Below are 19509 nucleotides of genomic sequence, written 5' to 3'. Positions count from 1 at the left end.
GGTTCGGGGGAGGGGGATTCAGGAGAGGGTGTTCAGAGACGGTGTTCAGGCGGTTCGCGGGGTGAGCGCGGCCGGGCGGCCGGCGAGGGGGCCGACCTCCGAGACATCGCCGGAGCGGATGTCGTACACCCACCCGCGCAGGGTGAGGGTTCCCGCGGCCCGGGCACGGGCGACCGAGGGGTGGGTGGCCAGGTTCGCGAGCTGGGCGCGTACGTTCTCGCGGACCAGGGCGGACACCCGGTCCGGGCCGGCGCCCGCGGTCCGGGCCACCGAGGCGTCCGCGTGCCGCAGCCAGCCGGCGACGGAGGGGGCGGCGCCCAGGTCCGTGCCCTCGGCCAGGGTGGTCATCGCCCCGCAGGCGGAGTGCCCGCACACGACGATGCCGGTGACACCGAGGACGGCGACGGCGTACTCGATGCTGGCCGTTACCCCGTCCGGGCCCGGCGCGTAGGCGGGTACGAGGTTCCCCGCGGTGCGGACGACGAACAGCTCGCCCGGCTCGCTCTGGGTGATGAGCTCCGGCACCACGCGGGCGTCGGAGCAGCCGATGAAGAGGGTCGTCGGCCGGTGCGTACCGGCCAGCCTGGCGAAGAGCTCCGCCTTCGCCGGAAACACTTCGCGCCGGAAGCGTGCGACGCCGTCCCAGAGATCCTGCACGGTCACTCCCTTCGATGGGATGCGCCCCGGGGGGCTTGACGTGGTCCACCATGCATGAGCTGCATCTATTGTGTCCAAGAGGCAAAATCCATGTCTGCCATCGATGACATCTATAGTTGTGGCCATGGCTCTGGAACTGCGTCACCTGCGCTATCTGATCGCCGTCGCCGAACACGGCAGCTTCACCCGCGCCGCGGAGGAGCTGCGGATCTCCCAGCCTACCCTGTCCCAGCAGGTGAAACAGCTCGAACGCGCCGTGGGCGCCCAGCTGTTGGACCGCACCGGCCGCGCCGTACGGCTCACCGACGCCGGCGCGACGTACGTCCACCACGCACGCGCCGCCCTGCGGGACCTCGCGGCCGCCGAGAGGGCCGTCATGGACCTCGCCGACCTCTCCCGCGGCCACCTGCGCCTCGCGCTGACCCCCACCTTCACCGCGTACCTCGTGGGCCCGCTCGTCGCCGCACTCCACGCCGCCCACCCCGGCATCACGCTGGAGCTACGGGAGATGCCGCAGGACCGCATCGAAGCCGGCCTGATCGCCGACGACCACGACCTCGGTCTCGCCTTCGAGGGGCCGCACCTGCCGGGCATCGCGGCGACCCCGCTGTTCACCGAGACCCTCGCCCTGGTCGCCGCCGACGCGGATCCTGCGCCCCTTGCCGTACGCGACCTGGAGGCGCGCCGACTGGTGCTGCTCAGCGGGGACTTCGCCACGCGCGGACACGTCGACGCCTACCTCGCCGCCCACGGCGTCCGGCCGCCCATCGCGGTCGAGGCGAACTCCGTCCAGGCCCTCACCGAAATCGTCCGGCGCACCTCACTGGCGACCGTCCTGCCCGCTGCGGTCACCGACGACCACCCCTACCTGCGCCCGGTCCCGCTGGACCCTGCCCTCCCGTTCCGCACGGTCACCCTGCTGCGCCGCGAGAACGCCTACGAAAGCGCCGCGTCCCGTGCCTTCGCCGCGCTCACCACCCGCCTGGTCCGGGAACGCGGGTACCGCCCCCCGCTGCACGCGCACGCGCAGCGGGGGGCGTCCGGGGCGGATCACTTGCCGGGGCACTGCTTCCAGGCGAGGTGATAGATGGTGTTGATGCTGCCGTCGGTGGAGTCCATCGTCATGTAGCTGGTGGACGAGGGGGACGAGGTGCCTCTGGTGACGCGCAGTTCGGTGTTGATGTTGAAGTTGCGCTGCACGCCGCACGGCGCCCACACCATCTGGGCCCAGTCGGTCACGTCGGTGGCCTGCCAGTTGTCCTCCTGCGGCCCGCTGAAGTTGTGGGTGCGGGCGGCGGTGTCCGGCGAGCCCTGGAAGTAGTACGAGGCCTTCTCGGTGGCCTTCGCGCCGGGCGCGAGCGAGGCGTAGCCGCGGTAGTCGGCGCTGGCGATCGCGTAGGTGAAGCCGTGGGGCACGTGCACGATCAGGCTGAGCTGGCAGTTCTTGCGCGCCGCGGTGGGCGGTGCGCCGCCGCCGACCTGGGCGAGGTACTGGCTGTAGGTCACGGTGAACGCGGTGTTGTCCTGGGACACCGCGACCTCCGCGGTGTCCTTGGGGCACCCGGATCCGTTTACCGTGGCGACTTCGATCACGATGCGGTCGGGCGGCGGGTCCACGATGGCGGACGGGGTGGTGTGCGTGGGGACGGTGGCCGTGAGCAGGGCGCCGATCGCGCCGCTCACGAGGAATGCACCGGACATGGTTCTCCAATCCACTGCTTCGGTACCGGGCGGCGCGCAGGCGGGTGTGCCTGTGTGCCGGAAGGTGGGGGGTGCGGCCGGCCAGAGCGGGGCCGGGTCGTCACAGACCGGTGTGCAGGGTGGGACGGGCAGGCCCAGGAAGGGGAATCTGGGCATGGCCCTGACAAGGCCCGGGCGGTGAAGACCGGGTGCCCGAATCGTAGGAAGCCCGGGCGGGCCGGACCAGGGCGATGTCCGGCCAATCGCGGTCCCCGGCCCGGACCGGCCGGATCCCGACGGTGCGCCGGATCCCGAAGAGCGGAATCAGGCCGCGGCCTGCCGGGCGAGGCGTTCGACGCGGGCCAGGAACTCGGTGGGGTGGAACGGCTTCGCGAGGCAGTCGCTCACCCCGGCCTCCAGCGCGCGGACCGTGCACTCCGGGTCCGCGGGCGGCAGTGCCAGGATCGGCACGCGCCCGTGATCGGGATGGCGGCGGATCTCCTCGAACATCGCCACCTCGTCCAGACCCGGACCGGTGCGCTCGCAGATCACCAGGGCGATCGGGCCGGCACTGCCCAGCAGGGCAACGGTGTCCGTCCCGCTCCCGCCGTCGACCACGGCGAACCCCCGGCCGACGAGGAGGCGCTCCAGCAGGGTCCGGAGGGTGCGGTCCTTCGCCACAAGGAGGATCTTGCTCGGGGAATCGCCGCTCATGGTGTTGCCTCTTCGTTCGCGTCCGGGGGTCCTGGAGAGCGTACGAGGTGGGGCGTGTGAGCGCCCGCTCCGGGGCACCTGATCAGGTAGCTTCGAGCCATGACCAATGAGCCGCAGAGCTTCCAGATCCTGCTGGTGCCCGAGCACATCGAGAATCTGCGCGGGGCCTCCGCCGCCGACAGGGCCCTGCGCGCGGCCACGGTCGAGGCGACCGGCGAGACCGGCTCCTCCGGGTACCCCCACTACCGCGGTGAGGGCATGGAGGCCGACATCGACCCGCGTACGCGCTCGATCGAGGCGCTGCTCGTCGACGGCGCGGAGCTGGACCTCGGCCTGACCGCCATGATCGCCCCCGAGCGGGGCGGGAGGGGCACCTCCAAGTGACGACGGGCCGCCGCCTCCCGCCGCACGCGCAGCGGCTGCCGGGCAACCTTCCCGGATACCAGCCGGTGCCGTAGAAGGGAAGAAGGGCAAATCCGGTTGCCCCGGTCTTCTCGATGTTGGCCGGGAGCGGGCCAGCGCCGAAGGGCCCCGCGGCGTAGCGTTTTTCACTCAGGGAGAACGCCGGAGCCGCATCGAGGAGACCGAGATGACCAAGTCCGTTCCCCGGAAGACGAGTTCACGTTCGGCCGTGCAGGAGGTCCTGGACCGGGCCGTGAGCGAGAGCGGTCTTCCGGGAATGGTCGCCGAGGTCCAGGACGGCACGGGCCGCTGGTTCGGGGCGGCAGGGGTGGCGGACACGGTCACGGGGCGCGCGCGGCTCCCGCAGGAGCAGTTCCGCATCGGCAGCGCCACCAAGACGTTCACGGCCACCCTCCTCCTCCAGCTGGCGGCCGAGCGCAGGCTCGGCCTGGACGACACCGTCGAGCAGTGGCTGCCGGGCCTGGTCCGGGGGAACGGCAACGACGGCGGCGCGATCACCCTGCGCCAGTTACTCGGCATGACCAGCGGACTCTTCAACTACGCCCAGGACGCATCGCTGACGTCGCGGCACTACGGCCCCGCCTTCCTGGAGCACCGCTACGACCGGTTCCGCCCGCAGGAGCTGGTGGAGGTCGCGATGTCCCACGCCCCCGATTTCGCGCCGGGCGAGGGCTGGGCCTACAGCAACACCGGCTACATCCTGAGCGGCCTCGTCATCGAGAAGGTGACCGGCCGGAGCTACGCCGACGAGCTCGAGCAGCGCATCGTCCGCCCGCTCGGACTGACCGGAACCTACCTGCCGGGCGATGACCAGCACGAGCTGCGCGGACCGCACACCCGCCTCTACAGCAAGAACCACCTGCCCGCGCCCGACGCCGAGATCCACGACGTGACCGAGCTCAACGCCAGTTTCGCCTGGACGGCCGGCGGCATGGTCTCCACCGTCGGGGACCTGAACCGGTTCTTCGGCGCGCTGCTCGGCGGCCGGCTGCTGCCGCCGGCCCAGCAGGAGGAGATGTTCACCGCGTTCCCCACCCCCGAGGGCAAGTGGATCCCCCACACCTCCTACGGCCTCGCCGTGGCATCGGTGGAGCTGTCCTCGGGCGAGCGGGTCTGGGGCATGGGCGGCGCCTTCACCGGATCGTTCTGCTACACCTACGGCACCCGCGACGGCGGGCACCTCGTCTCCCAGAGCCTCAACGGCGACTGGAGCGACCCGATCGGCCTCTTCACGGAGGTGCTCGAAGCCGAGTTCGCCGGGGGCGGCTCCGTGTGAGTGCCCTCCCCGCGTACGGTGCTGCTCCCCCGAGCGGGGGAGCAGCACCGTACGCGGGGAGGAGGCGGCGGTGCGGGCCCGCGCAGCAGGATGGGGTCATGACCCGATCATCGAGGACCCAGAAGATCGGCGCGCTCACCGCTTGCGCCGGTGCGCTCGCCTACACCGTGAGCAAGATCGACCTCGCGCGGGACGGCGAGCTGGGCATGCCGGGCTTCCCCGCACCGCAGGAGGCGTACGCCCAGGTCGCCGATGTCACGGCCGCCCAGCTGGGAAACGCCGGCCTCGGTCTGCTGATGGCCCTCGTCGCCCTGCTGCTCGTACGCCCGCCCGCCGCCCGGTACGTCCGGTGGGCCGCGGTCGCCGTCTCCTGGGCGGGCATCGTGATGGTCGCGGCCGGGGTCGTCGGCTTCGGTGCTCGGGCCGCGGGCGTGGCCCCGGGCCTCGGCGACGCGCCCCCCGACATGGGAACGGCCCTCGCGGCGCTGGTGGTAGGCGCCGTCTGGGTGGCGGGATGGGGCGTTGCCGCGGTCGGCGCGGGTCGGCGCCGCGACCGGGTCCGCAGCGGGGTCTGAGGTGCCGGCGGCCGGGGGAGGCGGGGCTCAGGCCGTGCCGGGCCCCACGGCGGGGCCGGTGCCCCCGCTGGCGCGGACCGCGGCCGAAGCCGTCGCCAGGGCCGTGCCCACCACTGCGTACGCCGCGTCCGTGAGAGGGGCCGCCGGGCCCGGACCCTGCGGGCCGGCCCGCCCCGCCGGAGTGACGGCGACCGCCGCGTCCCGCAGCAGGCGTGCGCACGCCAGCAGTTCGGCCGGATCCAGCACCGTCCGGGCCCGGCCGTACGGGCGGTGCACCGTGATCAGGCCGCGCATCCGGTCGGCCGCCCCGCACACGCCGTCGAGCCGGTCCAGCAGCTCCGGATCCGCCCCGCGCCGGGTGGCCAGGCGCGCGCGGGCCGCCCGTAGGTCCGCGGTGGCCGCCTCGGCCTTGAGGATGCGGTACTCCCGTTGCCGCACCGGCCCGAACTCCACGACCACGGCGACCCGTTCGAGGAAGCGGGCGTGGGTGTCGAGCAGGGTGGCCAGCCGCTCCGGGATCCGTCCCTCCTCCCGCGCGGGCCACAGCAGCAGCGCCGCCGCGGCGGCCAGCAGCGCGCCGAGCAGGTTGTTCCCGGGGCGTTCCGCGACGTCCACCCCTCCCAGGTACTGGTCGAAGTCCGTGAGCAGGAGCAGCATGACGGGCGTGGCCCAGCGCGAGGTGCAGGTCGAAGCGGGCGGAGGTCTCGCGCGCCAGGTAGAGCTCCCACAGGCCGTGCAGCGAGCGCGCGACGCGTTGTCCATGTTGCGTCATCTCCGTCCCTGATCGACCGATACGTCCACGAGGGAACAGTACGGCAGGCGTCCGGCCCGGCCCCCGCCGTGCGGGGACCGGGCCGGACATCACAGGGCCGGGCGGGCGTCAGCTCACCTGGAGGGCGACATCGTCCACGACGAAGGAGGTCTGGAGGGACTGGTCCTCCACGCCGTTGAACTTCAGGGTGACGGTCTGGCCGGCGAACGCGGAGAGGTCGTAGGACTTCTCGGCGTAGCCGGAGTTCGCGTCCAGGTTGGAGAAGGACGCCAGGGTCTGGCTGCCCACGGAGACGGTGAACCGGTCGTAGACGACGTTCTCGTCCTCGTCCGTGTCGATGTGGAGGAAGAACGACAGCCGGTAGGAGGCGCAGCCCGACGGGACGGCCAGCGACTGCGAGGCGCTGTCGGTGTGGGGGGACCCGTACCCGTTCAGCCACGCCTTGTAGCTGCCGCCGTGCGGGGCCTGCCCGGACTGGTTGGTGATGACGCCCGCGGTCGCGCTCCACGGACTGGCGCCGTTCTCGAAGCCGCCGTTGACCACGAGCTGGCGCGGCGTGCAGCTGCCGCTGCCGGTGACGGTCAGCGTGTAGGTGGTGGTGTGGCTGACGGTGCCGGAGCCGGTGACCGTCAGGGTGTAGGTGCCGGGCACGGTGTTCGCGCCGACCTGGACGGACAGCGTGGAGGAGCTGCCGGACTGTACGGACGTGGGGCTCAGCGTGGCGCTCACGCCGGCCGGCGCGCCGGTGACGGAAAGGGCGACGGTCTGGGCGGCGCCGCTCACGGTGGCGGTGTTCACCGTGGCCGTGGTGGAACCGCCGGGGGCCGCGCTGCCCGCGGACGGGCTGACACCGACGGAGAAGTCCTGTGCGGGGGTCTCACCGCCGACGGCCTGCTTCCACACGGCGTAGGCGACGCCGTCGGCGCTGCGGTCCAGCACGGTGGCGCTGATGTTGTTCGTGGTGTCGCAGGAGCTGTGGTAGCAGGGGTCGTAGGCGGCGTTCGCCGTGCCGCCCCACTTCGCGGCCTGCGCCGAGGTCTTGCGGGCGCTGGCCCCGGCCGCGTAGCCGGAGGTGGGGATGCCGGCCTGCTGGAAGGAGTAGTCGTCGCTGCGGCCCTGGCCCTCGGTGTTCTCCTCGGGCGCCAGGTTCAGCGAGGTCCAGTACGCCTTGAGCGGGGCCGCGGTGGCGGAGTTGACGTTGTTGATGAAGTAGCCGCCGTTGGTGGAGCCGACCATGTCGAAGTTGTAGTAGCCCTTGATGGCCGCCCGCTGGGCGCTGCTCAGCTGGTTGACGTAGAACTCGGACCCGTTCAGGCCCTGCTCCTCGTCCGTCCACCAGGCGAAGCGCACGTGCTTGGTCATGGTGGGGTTCTTCTGGGCGAGGACGAGCGCGTTCTCCAGCAGGGTCGCGGAGCCCGAGCCGTTGTCGTTGATGCCGGGGCCGGCCGAGACGCCGTCCAGGTGGGCTCCGAACATGACGGTCTGGTCGGCCGGGCCGCCCGGCCAGTCGGCGATCAGGTTGTTCGACGGGTAGGTGCAGGAGGAGCAGTTCTGCTCGGTGACGGTGTAGCCGGCGGCCTGCAGCTTGCCCTTCACGTAGGCCAGCGACTGGGTGTAGCCGGCGCTGCCCGCACGGCGGTGGCCGCCGTTCTGGGAGGCGATGGTGCCGAACTGGGCCAGGTGCGCCTGCACGTTGGCGACGCTGATGTCCGGCGGGTCGTTGCCGGGCTGGGTGCCGCCGACGTTGAGCGTGTAGTCGACGGTGTGGGAGAGCGCGGCGCCCTGTCCCTTGACGACGACGGTGGACGCGCCGGGCGCCGCGTTGGCGGTGGCGGTCAGGGTCAGTACGGAGGACTGGCCGGACTGCACGGTGGCGGGGTTGAAGGAGGCACTCACCCCGGCCGGCAGGCCGCCGGCGGTCAGCGTCACCGACTGGGCGGTGCCGGTGGTGACGGTGGTGGCGACGGTCGTGGTGACCGTGCCGCCCTGCTGGACGGTGCCCGACGAGGGGTTCAGCGCCATCGAGAAGTCGTTGTTCTGGCCGCTCGGGGTGCAGGTCGGGTCGGCGGGCTGGGCGGGCACGCTGATCGCGTCCCAGGCGCCCTTGGTCTTGTTGAAGAGGTCGCAGGTGGCGTCGAGCGTCTTGGCGGAGCTCAGCGTCGCCGTCCGGTACTTCTTGTAGGACATGCTGCTGGTCTTGAGCAGCATGCCGCCATAGAAGATCCTGCCGGCGTTCTGGACGCCCACCCCGGTGACCGTGGACTGGTTGCAGGTGGGGCTGCTCGGCTTGCCGCCGCCCGGGTTGCTGCCCTCGGCCAGCAGGTAGAACCAGTGGTTCAGCGGGCCGGCGGCCTTGTGCACCTCGGTGCCGGGTATCGCGGAGCTGTAGCAGGCCGGGTCGTTGTTGACGGCCGGCGGGTTGTACATGTTGCGGATCGGGCCCCGGCCCTGGAGGTTGATGACCTCGCCGACGGTGTAGTCGGGTGTGTCGTACGGCGCCGGCTGGTTGATGTACGCCTCGGTCAGCGCGCCGAAGATGTCGCCGGTGGCCTCGCCGAGACCGGACTCCTGGCCGCTGGTGCCGCCGGGCGTGTTGGAGTCGATGGCGTGCCCGTACTCGTGGGCCACCACGTCCACGCCGGCGATCCACTCGTTGGCGCTGTTGTGGCCGATGGTGACCGAGCTGCCGTCCCAGTAGGCGTTGAGGTCGTTCAGGCCGACCTTGCCGGGGAAGCTCCGGCCGTTTCCGCTGACGCCGTTGCGGCCGAGCCACTGGGCGAGCATGTCCCACTGCTTCTGGGCCGCGAACATCAGGTCGACGCATCCGGTCTCCTTGCTCGTGGGGTTGCCGGTGCCCCAGGAGTCGGAGGACTTGGTGAAGACCGTGCCGTTGCTGTAGTCGGCGCAGCTGAGGCCGGTCCGGATCGGGTCGCGCAGCGTGTACGTGGAGCCCGAGTTGGTGGTGTCGAGGGAGATCGGGCCAGGCCCGTTCCACTTGCTGTTGCCGGAGCCGGCCACCACCTCGTCGTAGCTGTCGACGAAGGCGCCGGTCCGCGCGTCCGTGAAGACGTGCAGTTTGCTGGGCGCGGTCCTGGTACGGCCGCTCAGGACCGTCTCCCAGGCCAGCACCGGCTTGTCGTCCTTGAGCCGGACGACGAGCCGGCTGCTCTCGACCTTGTCGACCGAGGCCAGCCTCGCCCGCGCGGTGGACTCGGCGTCCTTCGCGGAGACCGACGCGCGGGTCGCCACGTCGATCCGTACGGAGGAGGCCGACTGGAGGGCGCGCACCTTGCCGGTGCCGTCCGCCAGCACGACCGCGTCGCCGCCGACGACCGGCAGCCCGCGGTAGCTGCGCTCGTACGAGACGGAGTAGAGGTCCTTCACCCAGGGGGTGACGAGACGTCTTTCGTACTGTTCCTGCGAGGAGTTGACCAGGGAGTCGAGACCACTGTCGACGGCCTGGTCGGCCGCCGCGACCGCGCGCGCGGCCGGTGTGTCCTTCTGTGACGGTGCGGGCTGCGCCTGCTGCGCCGCCGATGCCGTCCCGGCCAGGGTGCCGGCGAGACCTGCGGTCAGCGCCATCGCCGCCACGGCCGCCGTCCATCTTCTGGGCTGCAACGTCCACTCCGATCGTGGGGGGTCGGGGATGAGTGTTCGTTCGCGGCCGAGTATGAGCGTGAACATGACGAGAATGGGACATCCCGGCGGGCATAAGGCCCGCGTTATGGTGCCGGGACGGGCGGCTGCGTACGCTGCCCGGATGCAGCTGGAGTTGAGGCATCTGCAAGCCGTCTGCCGGATAGCGGAGGCGGGCAGCCTGGGGGGCGCGGCGCGGCGGCTCGGTGTTTCCCAGCCCGCCCTCTCGGCGCAGCTGCGGCGCATCGAGCAGGTCACCGGCGGCGAGTTGTTCGTGCGCGGCCGGGGCGGCGTGGAACCCACCGCGCTGGGCCAGTTCGTCCTGGCCAGGGCCCGCCGCGTGCTCAGCGAGATGGACGCCCTGGGAGCGGACGCGCGCGCCCTGTCCGCCGGCGGTCGGCTGCGCCTGGGCTGCATCCTGCTCGTGCTGCTCGACGGCCTCCTGGCTCAGACCGACCTGTCCCTGTCCGGCCGGGAGATCGCCGTGGACCTGGAGGACTCGGTGACCGCGCTGGCCCGGATGCTCGGAGCGGGGCGGTACGACGCCATCGTGTACGGCGAGGTCAACGACCACGAGGTCGCGCTGCCGGAGGGGACCCTGGCCAGGACGCTGATCCCGAAGGAGCCCTTCTGCATCCGGCTCTCGGCGAAGCACCCCCTCGCGGGCCTCGACCGCATCGACTTGGCCGACCTCGCCGACGAGCCGTGGCTGACCCTGGTGGAGGACGACGACGGCGGTCCGGAGGCCCTCGTCGCCGCCTGCGCGAAGGCCGGATTCAGCCCGTCACTGCGCTACCGGATCACCGATCGCAAGATGCAGCACGACCTGATCGCCGCGGGCCGCGCGGTCTCGCTCTGCCAGCCGACGGCCCCGCCCGGGGAGGGCACGGTGATGCGCCCGCTCGTCGGCACCCCGATCACCGGCCGCATCCGCCTGGCCTGGAACCGCTCGGCGCTGTCGGCCGGGCAGGCGGAACTGCTCTACCGGGCCGCGGCTCGCGCCTACCTGGCCAATGTGGACAACAACTCCTTCCACAAGGAGTGGTGGGACGCGCACCCGGAAGTGCATCCGGCCGTCGACTGACCGGAGGGGGCGCCGCGAGGGGGCACGGCTGCGGGGCACGGCCACGGCGCGGGGCGGATCAGCCCCGGCGGTGGGCGGTCAGCAGGAGATACTCCCACTCCATGACCCCGTCCACGGTGTGCTCGGCGGCGAGGGCGTCGAGCGCGGCGTCCAGGGCGGCGACCCGGTCCGGATCGCCGGCGACGGCGCGGTAGACGGCGATCGTCGGCCCGTAGCAGGCCTTGAAGAACTCCCGGAAGTCCGCCGGCTTCACGAAGCGGTCCACGCGGACCGTCTCGCGGCGGGCGTCGACGTCGGTCACCGCGTCGCCCAGCAGCTCGTGGACGTGTTCCTCGTCCCCCCACAGGGGCGGCGGCTGGACACCGGGCGGCGGCGGGGGAGCGAAGGGCTTCATCGTGGCGAACAGCCGGCCCACGAAGCCCTGCGGAGTCCAGTTGGCCATCCCGATCGTGCCGCCGGAGCGGCAGACGCGCAGCATCTCCTCGGCGGCGGCCCGGTGGTGCGGGGCGAACATGACGCCCACGCAGGACATCACGATGTCGAACTCCCCGTCCGCGAACGGCAAAGCCTCCGCGTCCGCCTCGCGCCATTCCAGCCGGGCGCCGCGTACGGCGGCCAGGTGCCGCCCGATCTCCAGCAGCTCGGGGGTGAGGTCGGAGGCCACCACGTCGGCCCCGGCCAGGGCGGCCGGAATGGCCGCGTTGCCGGAGCCCGCCGCGACGTCGAGCACCCGGTCGCCCTGCCGGACGCCGCACTCCTGCACGAGCCGGGCCCCGAGCTCCGGGATGACGTGGGAGACCACGGACGGGTAGTCGCCCAGCGCCCACATCGCGCGGTGCCGGGCCTTCAGGGTGCGGTCGGCCTGGACCGCTTCGCTCGCCTCGGTCATGACAGCCGTCCTCCAGGGCTCGGAGCAGCACCTTCTTCGAGGATAGGCACCTCGCGCGGGCCCGGCCCGTCGGCCGCCGCGGGGCGGGTCAGGGGCTCGACAGGCCGTCGGTGAGGCGGCTCCACAGCGAGGAGCGGGTGGCGCCGAAGCCGCTCTCGTGCACCCAGACGTGGGTGCAGCCCGGGCACTGGAGGTGGAGCAGGCTGCCCGTGTTGGAGAGCAGGTAGCGCCAGTGCGCGGAGCACGCCCCGCGTGCCGCGCACGGCTCGCACCCACGGGTGTCCTCGCAGTTCGGGCAGGCCACCCAGGCCCGGCGGCCGATGTCGGCCTGCGGGTCAAGCGGCAGCACGGCCGTGTCCTCGCCCGGGGAGCACTCCGGCCGCGACCAGGTCGTCGTAGATGCGCTGCTGGGCCTCGTCGAGCCCCGAGTACAGCAGGTCGTACGCCGCCTCCTCGCCGCGCAGCACCTCGATCGGGTCCCAGTCGGGGCCGAGGGCTTCCATCACCTGGGCCCGCCGGAGGACCTCCTGGGAGGTGAGGTCGACGGTGAAGCCGACCAGCGCGGGCTCGGCCGCGTCGTCCGGGCCGGTGGGGGGAGTGGGGGGCTGCGGGCTCATGATTCGAACTTAGGTAACCCTTCCTTGATCGGTCAAGGGAGGGTGGGCGGAGTCACAGCACGGCCCTGAGCCGGGTGCACGGCCCGGAGTCGCGGCGGAGCCGGGAGTCACGGAAGCGCCCAGGGCGCCGGGATCTCGAAGTGGACCGTCCCGAATCCGCCGTGCTCGCCCGTCGTGCGGGCGTCCCATACCTCGGTGGCCAGACTGCGCCAGAACCGCTCCGCGCCCGGGACGTCGACGTTCGTGTGCAGGTAGACCCGCTCGTAGCCCGGCACGCCGGCCGCGAACGCGCACGCCTCCCGGACCATGGCCCGGGCCAGCCCGTGCCTGCGGTGGGCGGGGCGTACGTAGACCCGCAGGAGCTGGGCGGTGCTGCCCGAGGGGTAGCGCTCGGCGAGCCAGCGCGGATGCGGCGGGTGGGCGGGCCCGCGGGAGTGCACGGCGCACGTGCCCACCACCTCCCCGTCCCGCACGGCCACGACGAGGGTGTGCCGCGGGTGGTCGAGGTAGGTGCCCCGGATGTCGACGACGTCGGAGTGCCACTCGGGCACGTACCCGTACGTGAACTCCCGGTAGAAGGTGTCGAGCATGACGCTGCGCGCCCCCCGGATGTCCTGCGGCCCGGCGTGCCGTACCCCGTACGCCCCCACGCGCACTTCCTGATGCTGTCTCAGTTCTCCCATGCCTCCACACCGTACCCGAAAATCGGTGTATTGGAAATGAAAACTATTTCGGATAACGTCTGCCGGGTTCGGCGCGGGCGACTCCTGCCGGGCGCACCGTGCCGCCCGCGCGCCCCAAGTGCTGTCATGCCGGTCTGAGAGGAACTCCTGTGGGACATCTGCTGGTTGTCGAAAGCTGGGTCGGATCGATGAGCAGGCTCCTGCCCAGGGCGATCGGTGAAGGCGGACACACGTTCAGCTTCCTCACCCGGGACCTGCACCACTACCTGCGCGCCGCGCCGGCCGACGGGCCGCACCCGCTGCTCGGCGCGCGCAACATCGTCACGGCGGACACCAACGACACGGACACGCTGCTCCCCCTCGTCGAGCGGCTGCACGAGGTGCTCGCCTTCGACGGAGTGATCTCCTCCTGCGACTACTACCTGCCCGCCGTCGCGCGGACCGCCGAACGCCTCGGCCTGCCCGGCCCCACCCCCGAAGCGGTCGGGAACGCCTGCCGCAAGGACCGCACCCGCCAGGTCCTGGCCGCAGCCGGGGTGGACGGCCCCCGCTTCGCCGTCTGCGCGGACACCGCCGCGGCACTCGCCGCCGCCCGCGACATCGGCTATCCGCTGGTCGTCAAGCCCGTCGACCTGTGCGCCGGAATGCTGGTCCGCCGGGTGGACGACGAGCGCGAACTGGAGCGGGCCTGCCGGGCGCTGGCCGAATTCCCCGTCAACGCCCGCGGCCAGCGGCGCGCCCCCGTCCTCCTCCTCGAAGAACTGCTCACCGGCCCGGAGATCAGCGTCGAGACCGTCTCCCACGGCGGCGCCACCCACGTCGTCGGCATCACCGACAAGAGCATCGGCGGTGCCCCCGCCTTCATCGAGACCGGCCACATGTTCCCGGCCGGCCTCGCCCCGGACCTGGCGAAGGAGGCCGCCGACAGCGCCGTACGGGCCGTCGGGGCACTCGGCCTCGACCACGTCGTCTGCCACACCGAACTCAAACTGACCCCCGCCGGCCCGCGCCTGATCGAGGTCAACCCCCGCCCGGCCGGCAACCGCATCACCGAACTGGTCCGCCACGTCACCGGCGTCGACCTGGCCGCCGCCTGCGTGGACCTCGCACTCGGCCGCGCGCCCGACCTCGCCGCCCGCCCCACGGGGGTGCGCAGCGCCGCCATCGCCTTCCTGCTGCCCGACGGCGCCGGCACCCTCACCGGCATCGACGGGGCCGACGAGGTGCGCGTCCGGCCCGGGGTCCTGGAGCTCACCCTGGCCGAACCGGGCCGCACCGTACTGCCCGCCACCAGCAACAACGAGTACCTCGGCCACGTCATGACCGCCGACACCGAAGGCGGCGGAGCCCGGGCGGCCGCCGAGCGCCTGCTGGCCGGACTGCGCCCCGCCTACGCCCGTCCCGAGCTGTCCGCGGCGGTGACCGCATGACCGCCCCCGCCCCCGTCCCCGCCTCTTGCACACCGGCCGTGCGGACCGTCGACGAGCTCCTCGCGCGCGTGCGTGCGGGCGCCTACGGGCCCGACCCCGCCGGCCAGCACGTCGCGCTCGCCTTCACCACCGCCCAGGCCGTACGCCACGAAGGCCGCTCGGGCGGCTACCGCAACGAGGTACTCAGCATCCGGCTGGCCGCAGCCGTCGGCTCCTGCGCCGTGGAACCCGGCGCCCTGCCCCCGGACGCACTCGAAGACTGCGCGGGAGCCACCGTCGCCGACCTGCTCGACCACCCGCTGGCGCCCGTACGGATCGCGGCCCTCGACGCCTACCTGATGCACGTGCGCCCGCACACGCCCGACAACGGCGCCCGCCCCTACCCGATCCCGGCCGGCAGCTCACTGCACCGCTCCCGGGCCCGCGCCCGCGCGGTCGCCGACCTGCTCCCCGCGACCGGACCGGAGCGGGTCCTCGTCGTCGGCGTCGTCAACTCCCTGCTGGAGCAGCTGCGCGAGCGCGGGACCGCGTACGCGCCCTGCGACCTCAAGGGCGGCACCACCGAATGGGGCGAGCCCGTCCTGACCGACGCCCTCGCCGAGCTGGAGCGCTGCGACGCCGTCCTCGCCTCCGGCATGACCCTCGGCAACGGCACCTTCCAGCCGCTGCTCGACCACGCCGCCGCGAGCGGCAAACCCCTCGTCATGTTCGCCCAGACCGGCAGCGCCGTCCTGCCCCGCTTCCTGGGCGCCGGGGTGAGCGCCGTCTCGGCCGAGCCCTACCCCTTCTTCTGGCTCGACGGCGGCCCCGGCGTCGTCCACCGCTACGGGGGCGCCCGATGACCCTCGCCCCGATCCTGCCCCGCCCGGCGGCCCACACCGCCAACCCCGACCTCCTGCCCCTGCTCGGCGGCACCCCGCTCGCCCGGATCCGCACCGACCTGCCGCACCGCCACCCCGGCTTCTGGGCGAAGCTCGAATGCCTCGGCGCCGGCGGAATGAAGGCGCGCGCCGCCGTCTCCATGCTGACCGGCGCCCGCGACCGCGGCGAACTGCTGCCGGGCGCCCCCGTCGTGGAATCCACCTCCGGCACCCTGGGCATCGGACTCGCCTTCGCCGGCCAGGCCCTCGGCCACCCCGTCGTCCTCGTCGGCGACACCGAACTCGAACCGTCCATGCGCCAGTTGCTGCGCACCTACGGGGCCCGGCTCGAACTCGTCGACCGCCCGGCGGCGGAAGGCGGCTGGCAGGCCGCCCGGATCGCCCGGCTGCACGAGGTGCTGCGGCGGACGCCGGGAGCCTACTGGCCCGACCAGTACAACAACCCCGACAGCGCCGCCGGATACCTCACCCTCGCCGCCGAGCTGACCACCCAGCTCGACCACCTCGACGTCCTGGTGTGCAGCGTCGGCACCGGCGGTCACAGCGCCGGCCTGGCCGGCCCGCTGCGCCGCCGCTGGCCCCGGCTGAAGGTCATCGGCGTCGACTCCGTCGGCTCGGCCATCTTCGGCCAGCCCGCCCGGTCCCGCCTGATGCGCGGGCTCGGCAGCAGCATCCACCCGGCCAACGTCGCCTACGAGGCCTTCGACGAGGTGCACTGGGTGGGACCCGCCGAGGCGGTCGACGCCTGCCGCCGGCTCGCCCGCTCCGCCTTCGTCAGCGGCGGCTGGAGCACCGGGGCGGTCGCCCTCGTCGCCGCCTGGGCGGCCCGTACGCAGCCGGGCGCGGTCGTCGCGACCGTCTTCCCGGACGGACCCCACCGCTACCTCGGCACCGTCTACGACGACGACTTCTGCCACGCCCACGGCCTGGACACCTGCGCCCTCGCCGTCCGCCCCCTGCAGATCCCGCACCCCCATGCGGCCGAGGCCGCCGGCTGGGCCCGCTGCGCCACCGTGCTCGCCCCCGCCCGAGGGGGCGCCGCGTGAAGCTCACCCGGCACACCGCCGACCTCCGTCTCGCGGAACCCCTGCGCATCTCCCGCTCCGTGATGACCCGCCGCGACGCCGTGTGGATATCGGTCGAACACGGCGGACTGCGCGGCTGGGGCGAGGCCGTCAGCAGCGACTACCTCGGGCTGCCCACCGCCCGGATCCACCGCCACCTGGAATCGGTGCGCGCCGCCACCGAACGCTTCCCCGACCCGGAGACCGCCTGGGCGGAGACCGGCGCCGGACACCCGGCCTGGCACGGCCTGCCGCCCGGGGTGCTGGCCGCGATCGAGACCGCCGTGCTCGACCTGGTGGGCAAGCGGGCCGGGGAGCCCGCCCACCGCCTGCTGGGCACGCCCGCCGCCCCCGCCGCCGCGACCACCCGTACGATCGGCATCACCGGGCCCGTACCGGCCGCCGCGCAGGCCGCCCGGCTCGCCGTGAGCGGCTTCACCGCCCTCAAGGTGAAAGCCGGCTCCCCCGACCCGGCCGAGGACCTCGCGCGCGTGGCCGCCGTGCGCACCGGCGCCCCCGGTGCGAGCCTGCTGCTCGATCCCAACGGGGCGTGGACCGAACGCCAGGCCCTCGACCTGCTCCCGCGCTTCGCCGAACTCGGCGTCACCGCCGTGGAACAGCCGATCGCGCCCGGCCGCCCCGACGCGCTCGCCCGTGTGGCCGGGAACTCCCCGGTGCCGGTCATCGCCGACGAGGACGCCGTCTCGTACGAGGACGCCGTCGCACTGGCCGGACGGGTCCACGGCGTCAACGTCAAACTCGCCAAGTGCGGCGGGGTCCGGGCCGCCCTGCGCATCCACGAGGCGCTGCGCGGCAGCGGTACCGAGCTGATGCTCGGCTGCCTCACCGCCAGCTCCCTGGGCATCGCCCCCGCCGTGCACCTCGCCGACCGGGCCCGCTGGGTGGACCTCGACGGGCATCTGCTGCTCGCCGACGACCCGTGGACCGGCATCGGCGGAACCGACGGCACCGTACGCGCCGCGAACCGGGCCGGCCTCGGGGTCAGACCCGCCGACGGGGAGACCGGCCGGTGAAGGCGCTCGCCGCCGTCCGCGGCTTCCCGCTCGCCGTGCGCCTGCTGCTCGTCAACCAGCTCGGCGTCAACACCGGCTTCTACCTGCTCGTCCCCTACCTCGCCACCCACCTCTCCGAAGACCTCGGACTCTCCGCGGCCGTCGTCGGCGTGGTCCTGGGCCTGCGCAACCTCAGCCAGCAGGGCCTGTTCCTGATCGGCGGCTCGGCCGCCGACCGGCTCGGCGCGCGCGGGGTGATCATCGCCGGCTGCGCGCTGCGGACGGTGGGGTTCGCCCTGTTCGCCCTGGGGGACACGCTGCCGCTGCTGCTCACCGCCGCGATACTCAGCGGGCTCGCGGGGGCCCTGTTCAACCCCGCCGTACGGACGTACGTCGCCCAGGAGGCGGGCGAGCGCAAGGCCGAGGCCTTCGCGCTGTTCAACGTGTTCGCCACCGCCGGGGCCCTGCTCGGCCCCCTGCTGGGCACCCTGCTGCTCCTCGTGGAGTTCCGGGCGGCCGCCGTCACCGCGGCCGCGGTCTTCGCCGTGCTCACCCTCGCGCAGCTCCTGGTGCTGCCCGCCCGGCGGATCCCCGCCCCGGACACCGGACTGCTCGGCGACTGGCGGGAGGCGGCGCGCAGCCGCGGGTTCCTGGCCTTCTCCCTCGCCATGATCGGCCTGTACGGGCTGCAGAGCCAGCTCTACCTGCTGCTGCCCCACGCGGCCGCGCGGGCCTCCGGCTGGGACGGCTCGATCGGCCTGCTGTTCCTCGCCGGCACCCTCGCCAACCTCTTCCTCCAACTGCGCATCACCCGAAGGCTGGAGTCCGCGGGCAGCCGAGGCCGCTGGATCGCCACCGGCCTGGTCGTCATGGGGCTGGGCTTCGTCCCGCCCCTGCTCGTCGCCGGCGCCCCGGCCCCGCACCCGGCGGCCCTGCTCGCCGTCCTGGCCGGCGCCCTGCTCCTGCACGTCGGAGTGATGATCGCCCAGCCGTTCGTGATGGAGCTGATACCGGCCTTCGGCCGGGAGGGGCTCACCGGCACCTACTACGGGCTCTTCTACGCGGTGTCCGGCACCGCGGCCGCCCTCGGCAGCGCGGCGGTCGGCTGGGCGATGGACACGGCCGGGCACACCGGTGCCGCCTGGCTGCCCTTCGCCTGCTGCCTCGCACTCGGGCTGGCCTCCGCCGCGGCCGTCGCCCGGCTGGACCGAAGACAGGCCCTGCCCGCCGCACCTCCCTCCGCATCCTGGCCCGGCCCGGATCCCGGCCCCGCGTGCCACCGCGACGGCACCCGCCCGAGAAGCGAGCAACGATGAGCACCGGCAACCTCCTCACCGACCATCCCGAACTGTACGAAGAGCGCTTCCCCGACCCGGACCACCTGGCCGCCCGCTGGGCCGAGGACGTCCTCGCGCGCCACGGCGCCGGCCCCCGCGTCCTCGACGTCGGCTGCGGCACCGGCCGCGACGCCGCCTGGCTGCACCACGAGGCCGGCCGCCAGGTCACCGGCATCGACACCTCCGAGGCCATGCTGGCGCACGCCCGCGCCCGCCACCCCGGCCCCGCCTACCACCGGGCCGACATGCGCGACTTCGACCTCGGAGCCCGCTTCGACGCCGTCGTCTGCCTGGACAGCTCCCTCCTCTACTGCCACACCAACGAGGACCTCACCTCCTTCCTCGCCCGCTGCCGGTCCCACCTCACCCCCGGCGGGCTGCTCGTCGCCGAGATGCGCAACGGCGCCTTCTTCCTCGGCAGCACCGAACTGCTCGACGGCCCGCGCACCGCCGGCTTCACCCGGCACGGGACCACGTACGCCTCAAAGACCACCCTCCACATCGACCACGCCGCCCAGCTCCTGCGCCGGCGCCGGGTCTGGACCGCCGACGACGGCTCGCCCCCGGCGGTCCAGCACTCCGCCTGGCGCCTGCTCTTCCCCCAGGAGCTCCGACACTTCCTGACCACGGCCGGCTTCGAGCCCCTGGACCTCTACGACCGGCCCGGCCCCCGCACCGAACCGCCCTGGAGCGAAGGGGACACCCCGCTCCCCACGGCGAGTTCCGACCGCCTGCACCTCGTGGCCCGCCTGCAACACCCCCACCGCCTGCAACACCC

At 73.2% G+C, this 19509-nt stretch carries 20 protein-coding genes; 11 read left to right on the top strand and 9 right to left on the bottom strand.

All coding sequences use genetic code 11. The annotated features are described in order from the left end of the window. Nucleotides 1-45: 45 nt before the first annotated feature. A complete protein-coding gene (locus PV721_RS28645) occupies nt 46-657 on the bottom strand; it encodes a carbonic anhydrase (protein WP_319729076.1) in 612 nt (203 codons plus the stop codon). 124 nt (nt 658-781) lie between these two features. Here PV721_RS28645 and cynR point away from each other — a divergent pair, with 124 nt between their 5' ends. Next, nucleotides 782-1741, top strand: a complete 960-nt coding sequence (gene cynR, locus PV721_RS28640) for a transcriptional regulator CynR (protein ID WP_319729074.1) — start codon at nt 782-784, stop codon at nt 1739-1741. Here cynR and PV721_RS28635 read toward each other — a convergent pair. Together PV721_RS28635 and PV721_RS28630 are read right to left on the bottom strand one after the other, a co-directional pair. Continuing rightward, complete coding sequence (locus tag PV721_RS28635) at nt 1708-2358, bottom strand: DUF4360 domain-containing protein (protein ID WP_319729072.1); 651 nt, start codon at nt 2356-2358, stop codon at nt 1708-1710. The genes cynR and PV721_RS28635 overlap by 34 nt on opposite strands. A 303-nt stretch (nt 2359-2661) precedes the next feature. Next, nucleotides 2662-3051, bottom strand: coding sequence for a response regulator (locus PV721_RS28630; protein WP_319729070.1), 390 nt, complete (start codon nt 3049-3051; stop codon nt 2662-2664). Nucleotides 3052-3150: 99 nt separating this feature from the next. Here PV721_RS28630 and PV721_RS28625 point away from each other — a divergent pair, with 99 nt between their 5' ends. From PV721_RS28625 to PV721_RS28615, 3 genes are all read left to right on the top strand, one after another. Continuing rightward, the gene (locus PV721_RS28625) at nt 3151-3435 is read left to right on the top strand and encodes a hypothetical protein (protein WP_319729068.1); all 285 of its coding nucleotides are present in this window, start codon (nt 3151-3153) and stop codon (nt 3433-3435) included. A 205-nt stretch (nt 3436-3640) separates the two neighbouring features. Next, nucleotides 3641-4750 carry a serine hydrolase domain-containing protein gene (locus PV721_RS28620; RefSeq protein ID WP_319729066.1) on the top strand — a complete coding sequence of 370 codons (1110 nt, stop codon included), beginning with the start codon at nt 3641-3643 and terminating at the stop codon, nt 4748-4750. A 98-nt stretch (nt 4751-4848) separates the two neighbouring features. Then, nucleotides 4849-5325, top strand: coding sequence for a hypothetical protein (locus PV721_RS28615; protein ID WP_319729065.1), 477 nt, complete (start codon nt 4849-4851; stop codon nt 5323-5325). 27 nt (nt 5326-5352) lie between these two features. On the opposite strand, the gene PV721_RS28610 is transcribed toward PV721_RS28615, so the two are convergent. After that, nucleotides 5353-5982 (bottom strand): hypothetical protein, encoded by a 630-nt coding sequence (locus PV721_RS28610; protein WP_319729063.1) that lies wholly within the window; start codon nt 5980-5982, stop codon nt 5353-5355. 223 nt (nt 5983-6205) lie between these two features. Then, complete coding sequence (locus tag PV721_RS28605) at nt 6206-9679, bottom strand: M28 family peptidase (protein ID WP_319729078.1); 3474 nt, start codon at nt 9677-9679, stop codon at nt 6206-6208. 178 nt (nt 9680-9857) lie between these two features. Here PV721_RS28605 and PV721_RS28600 point away from each other — a divergent pair, with 178 nt between their 5' ends. Continuing rightward, complete coding sequence (locus tag PV721_RS28600) at nt 9858-10817, top strand: LysR family transcriptional regulator (protein ID WP_319729061.1); 960 nt, start codon at nt 9858-9860, stop codon at nt 10815-10817. A gap of 58 nt (nt 10818-10875) precedes the next feature. On the opposite strand, the gene PV721_RS28595 is transcribed toward PV721_RS28600, so the two are convergent. The 4 genes from PV721_RS28595 to PV721_RS28580 form a co-directional block, all read right to left on the bottom strand. Continuing rightward, a complete protein-coding gene (locus PV721_RS28595) occupies nt 10876-11706 on the bottom strand; it encodes a class I SAM-dependent methyltransferase (protein ID WP_319729059.1) in 831 nt (276 codons plus the stop codon). A gap of 88 nt (nt 11707-11794) precedes the next feature. Beyond that, complete coding sequence (locus tag PV721_RS28590; protein ID WP_319729056.1) at nt 11795-12055, bottom strand: hypothetical protein; 261 nt, start codon at nt 12053-12055, stop codon at nt 11795-11797. Further along, a complete protein-coding gene (locus PV721_RS28585) occupies nt 12042-12323 on the bottom strand; it encodes a DUF6400 family protein (RefSeq protein ID WP_319729053.1) in 282 nt (93 codons plus the stop codon). Before PV721_RS28585 ends, PV721_RS28590 begins: the two co-directional genes overlap by 14 nt. 107 nt (nt 12324-12430) lie before the next feature. Further along, nucleotides 12431-13006 carry a GNAT family N-acetyltransferase gene (locus tag PV721_RS28580; protein WP_319729051.1) on the bottom strand — a complete coding sequence of 192 codons (576 nt, stop codon included), beginning with the start codon at nt 13004-13006 and terminating at the stop codon, nt 12431-12433. Nucleotides 13007-13155: 149 nt separating this feature from the next. On the opposite strand from PV721_RS28580, the gene PV721_RS28575 reads away from it, so the two are divergent. The 6 genes from PV721_RS28575 to PV721_RS28550 form a co-directional block, all read left to right on the top strand. Continuing rightward, nucleotides 13156-14436, top strand: coding sequence for an ATP-grasp domain-containing protein (locus PV721_RS28575; RefSeq protein ID WP_319729048.1), 1281 nt, complete (start codon nt 13156-13158; stop codon nt 14434-14436). Next, a complete protein-coding gene (locus PV721_RS28570) occupies nt 14433-15278 on the top strand; it encodes a Rossmann-like domain-containing protein (RefSeq protein ID WP_319729047.1) in 846 nt (281 codons plus the stop codon). The genes PV721_RS28575 and PV721_RS28570 overlap by 4 nt, the downstream gene beginning before the upstream one ends. Then, entirely contained in the window at nt 15275-16363 is a 1089-nt protein-coding gene (locus PV721_RS28565; protein ID WP_319729045.1) for a PLP-dependent cysteine synthase family protein, read from the top strand. Before PV721_RS28570 ends, PV721_RS28565 begins: the two co-directional genes overlap by 4 nt. Continuing rightward, nucleotides 16360-17415: a dipeptide epimerase gene (locus PV721_RS28560; protein ID WP_319729043.1), complete on the top strand. Its 1056-nt coding sequence runs from the start codon at nt 16360-16362 to the stop codon at nt 17413-17415. Before PV721_RS28565 ends, PV721_RS28560 begins: the two co-directional genes overlap by 4 nt. Then, nucleotides 17412-18710, top strand: coding sequence for an MFS transporter (locus tag PV721_RS28555; protein WP_319729041.1), 1299 nt, complete (start codon nt 17412-17414; stop codon nt 18708-18710). Before PV721_RS28560 ends, PV721_RS28555 begins: the two co-directional genes overlap by 4 nt. Beyond that, the coding region (locus PV721_RS28550; protein WP_319729039.1) for a class I SAM-dependent methyltransferase at nt 18707-19509 on the top strand (803 nt) is incomplete at its 3' end. The genes PV721_RS28555 and PV721_RS28550, both read left to right, overlap by 4 nt.

It is taken from the genome of Streptomyces sp. MB09-01 (assembly GCF_033794505.1).
GTDB lineage: Bacteria > Actinomycetota > Actinomycetes > Streptomycetales > Streptomycetaceae > Streptomyces.
The sequence above is the reverse complement of the archived record's forward strand: the minus strand, read 5'-3'. Positions and strand labels throughout refer to the sequence as shown.

Excerpts from the sequence above, each read along its gene's own strand:
- cynR (WP_319729074.1), top strand. The coding sequence starts at position 782 with ATGGCTCTGGAACTGCGTCACCTGCGCTATCTGATCGCCGTCGCCGAA.
- PV721_RS28635 (WP_319729072.1), bottom strand. The coding sequence starts at position 2,358 with ATGTCCGGTGCATTCCTCGTGAGCGGCGCGATCGGCGCCCTGCTCACG.
- PV721_RS28630 (WP_319729070.1), bottom strand. The coding sequence starts at position 3,051 with ATGAGCGGCGATTCCCCGAGCAAGATCCTCCTTGTGGCGAAGGACCGC.
- PV721_RS28625 (WP_319729068.1), top strand. The coding sequence starts at position 3,151 with ATGACCAATGAGCCGCAGAGCTTCCAGATCCTGCTGGTGCCCGAGCAC.
- PV721_RS28620 (WP_319729066.1), top strand. The coding sequence starts at position 3,641 with ATGACCAAGTCCGTTCCCCGGAAGACGAGTTCACGTTCGGCCGTGCAG.
- PV721_RS28615 (WP_319729065.1), top strand. The coding sequence starts at position 4,849 with ATGACCCGATCATCGAGGACCCAGAAGATCGGCGCGCTCACCGCTTGC.
- PV721_RS28610 (WP_319729063.1), bottom strand. The coding sequence starts at position 5,982 with ATGCTGCTCCTGCTCACGGACTTCGACCAGTACCTGGGAGGGGTGGAC.
- PV721_RS28605 (WP_319729078.1), bottom strand. The coding sequence starts at position 9,679 with ATGGCGCTGACCGCAGGTCTCGCCGGCACCCTGGCCGGGACGGCATCG.
- PV721_RS28600 (WP_319729061.1), top strand. The coding sequence starts at position 9,858 with ATGCAGCTGGAGTTGAGGCATCTGCAAGCCGTCTGCCGGATAGCGGAG.
- PV721_RS28595 (WP_319729059.1), bottom strand. The coding sequence starts at position 11,706 with ATGACCGAGGCGAGCGAAGCGGTCCAGGCCGACCGCACCCTGAAGGCC.
- PV721_RS28585 (WP_319729053.1), bottom strand. The coding sequence starts at position 12,323 with ATGAGCCCGCAGCCCCCCACTCCCCCCACCGGCCCGGACGACGCGGCC.
- PV721_RS28580 (WP_319729051.1), bottom strand. The coding sequence starts at position 13,006 with ATGGGAGAACTGAGACAGCATCAGGAAGTGCGCGTGGGGGCGTACGGG.
- PV721_RS28570 (WP_319729047.1), top strand. The coding sequence starts at position 14,433 with ATGACCGCCCCCGCCCCCGTCCCCGCCTCTTGCACACCGGCCGTGCGG.
- PV721_RS28565 (WP_319729045.1), top strand. The coding sequence starts at position 15,275 with ATGACCCTCGCCCCGATCCTGCCCCGCCCGGCGGCCCACACCGCCAAC.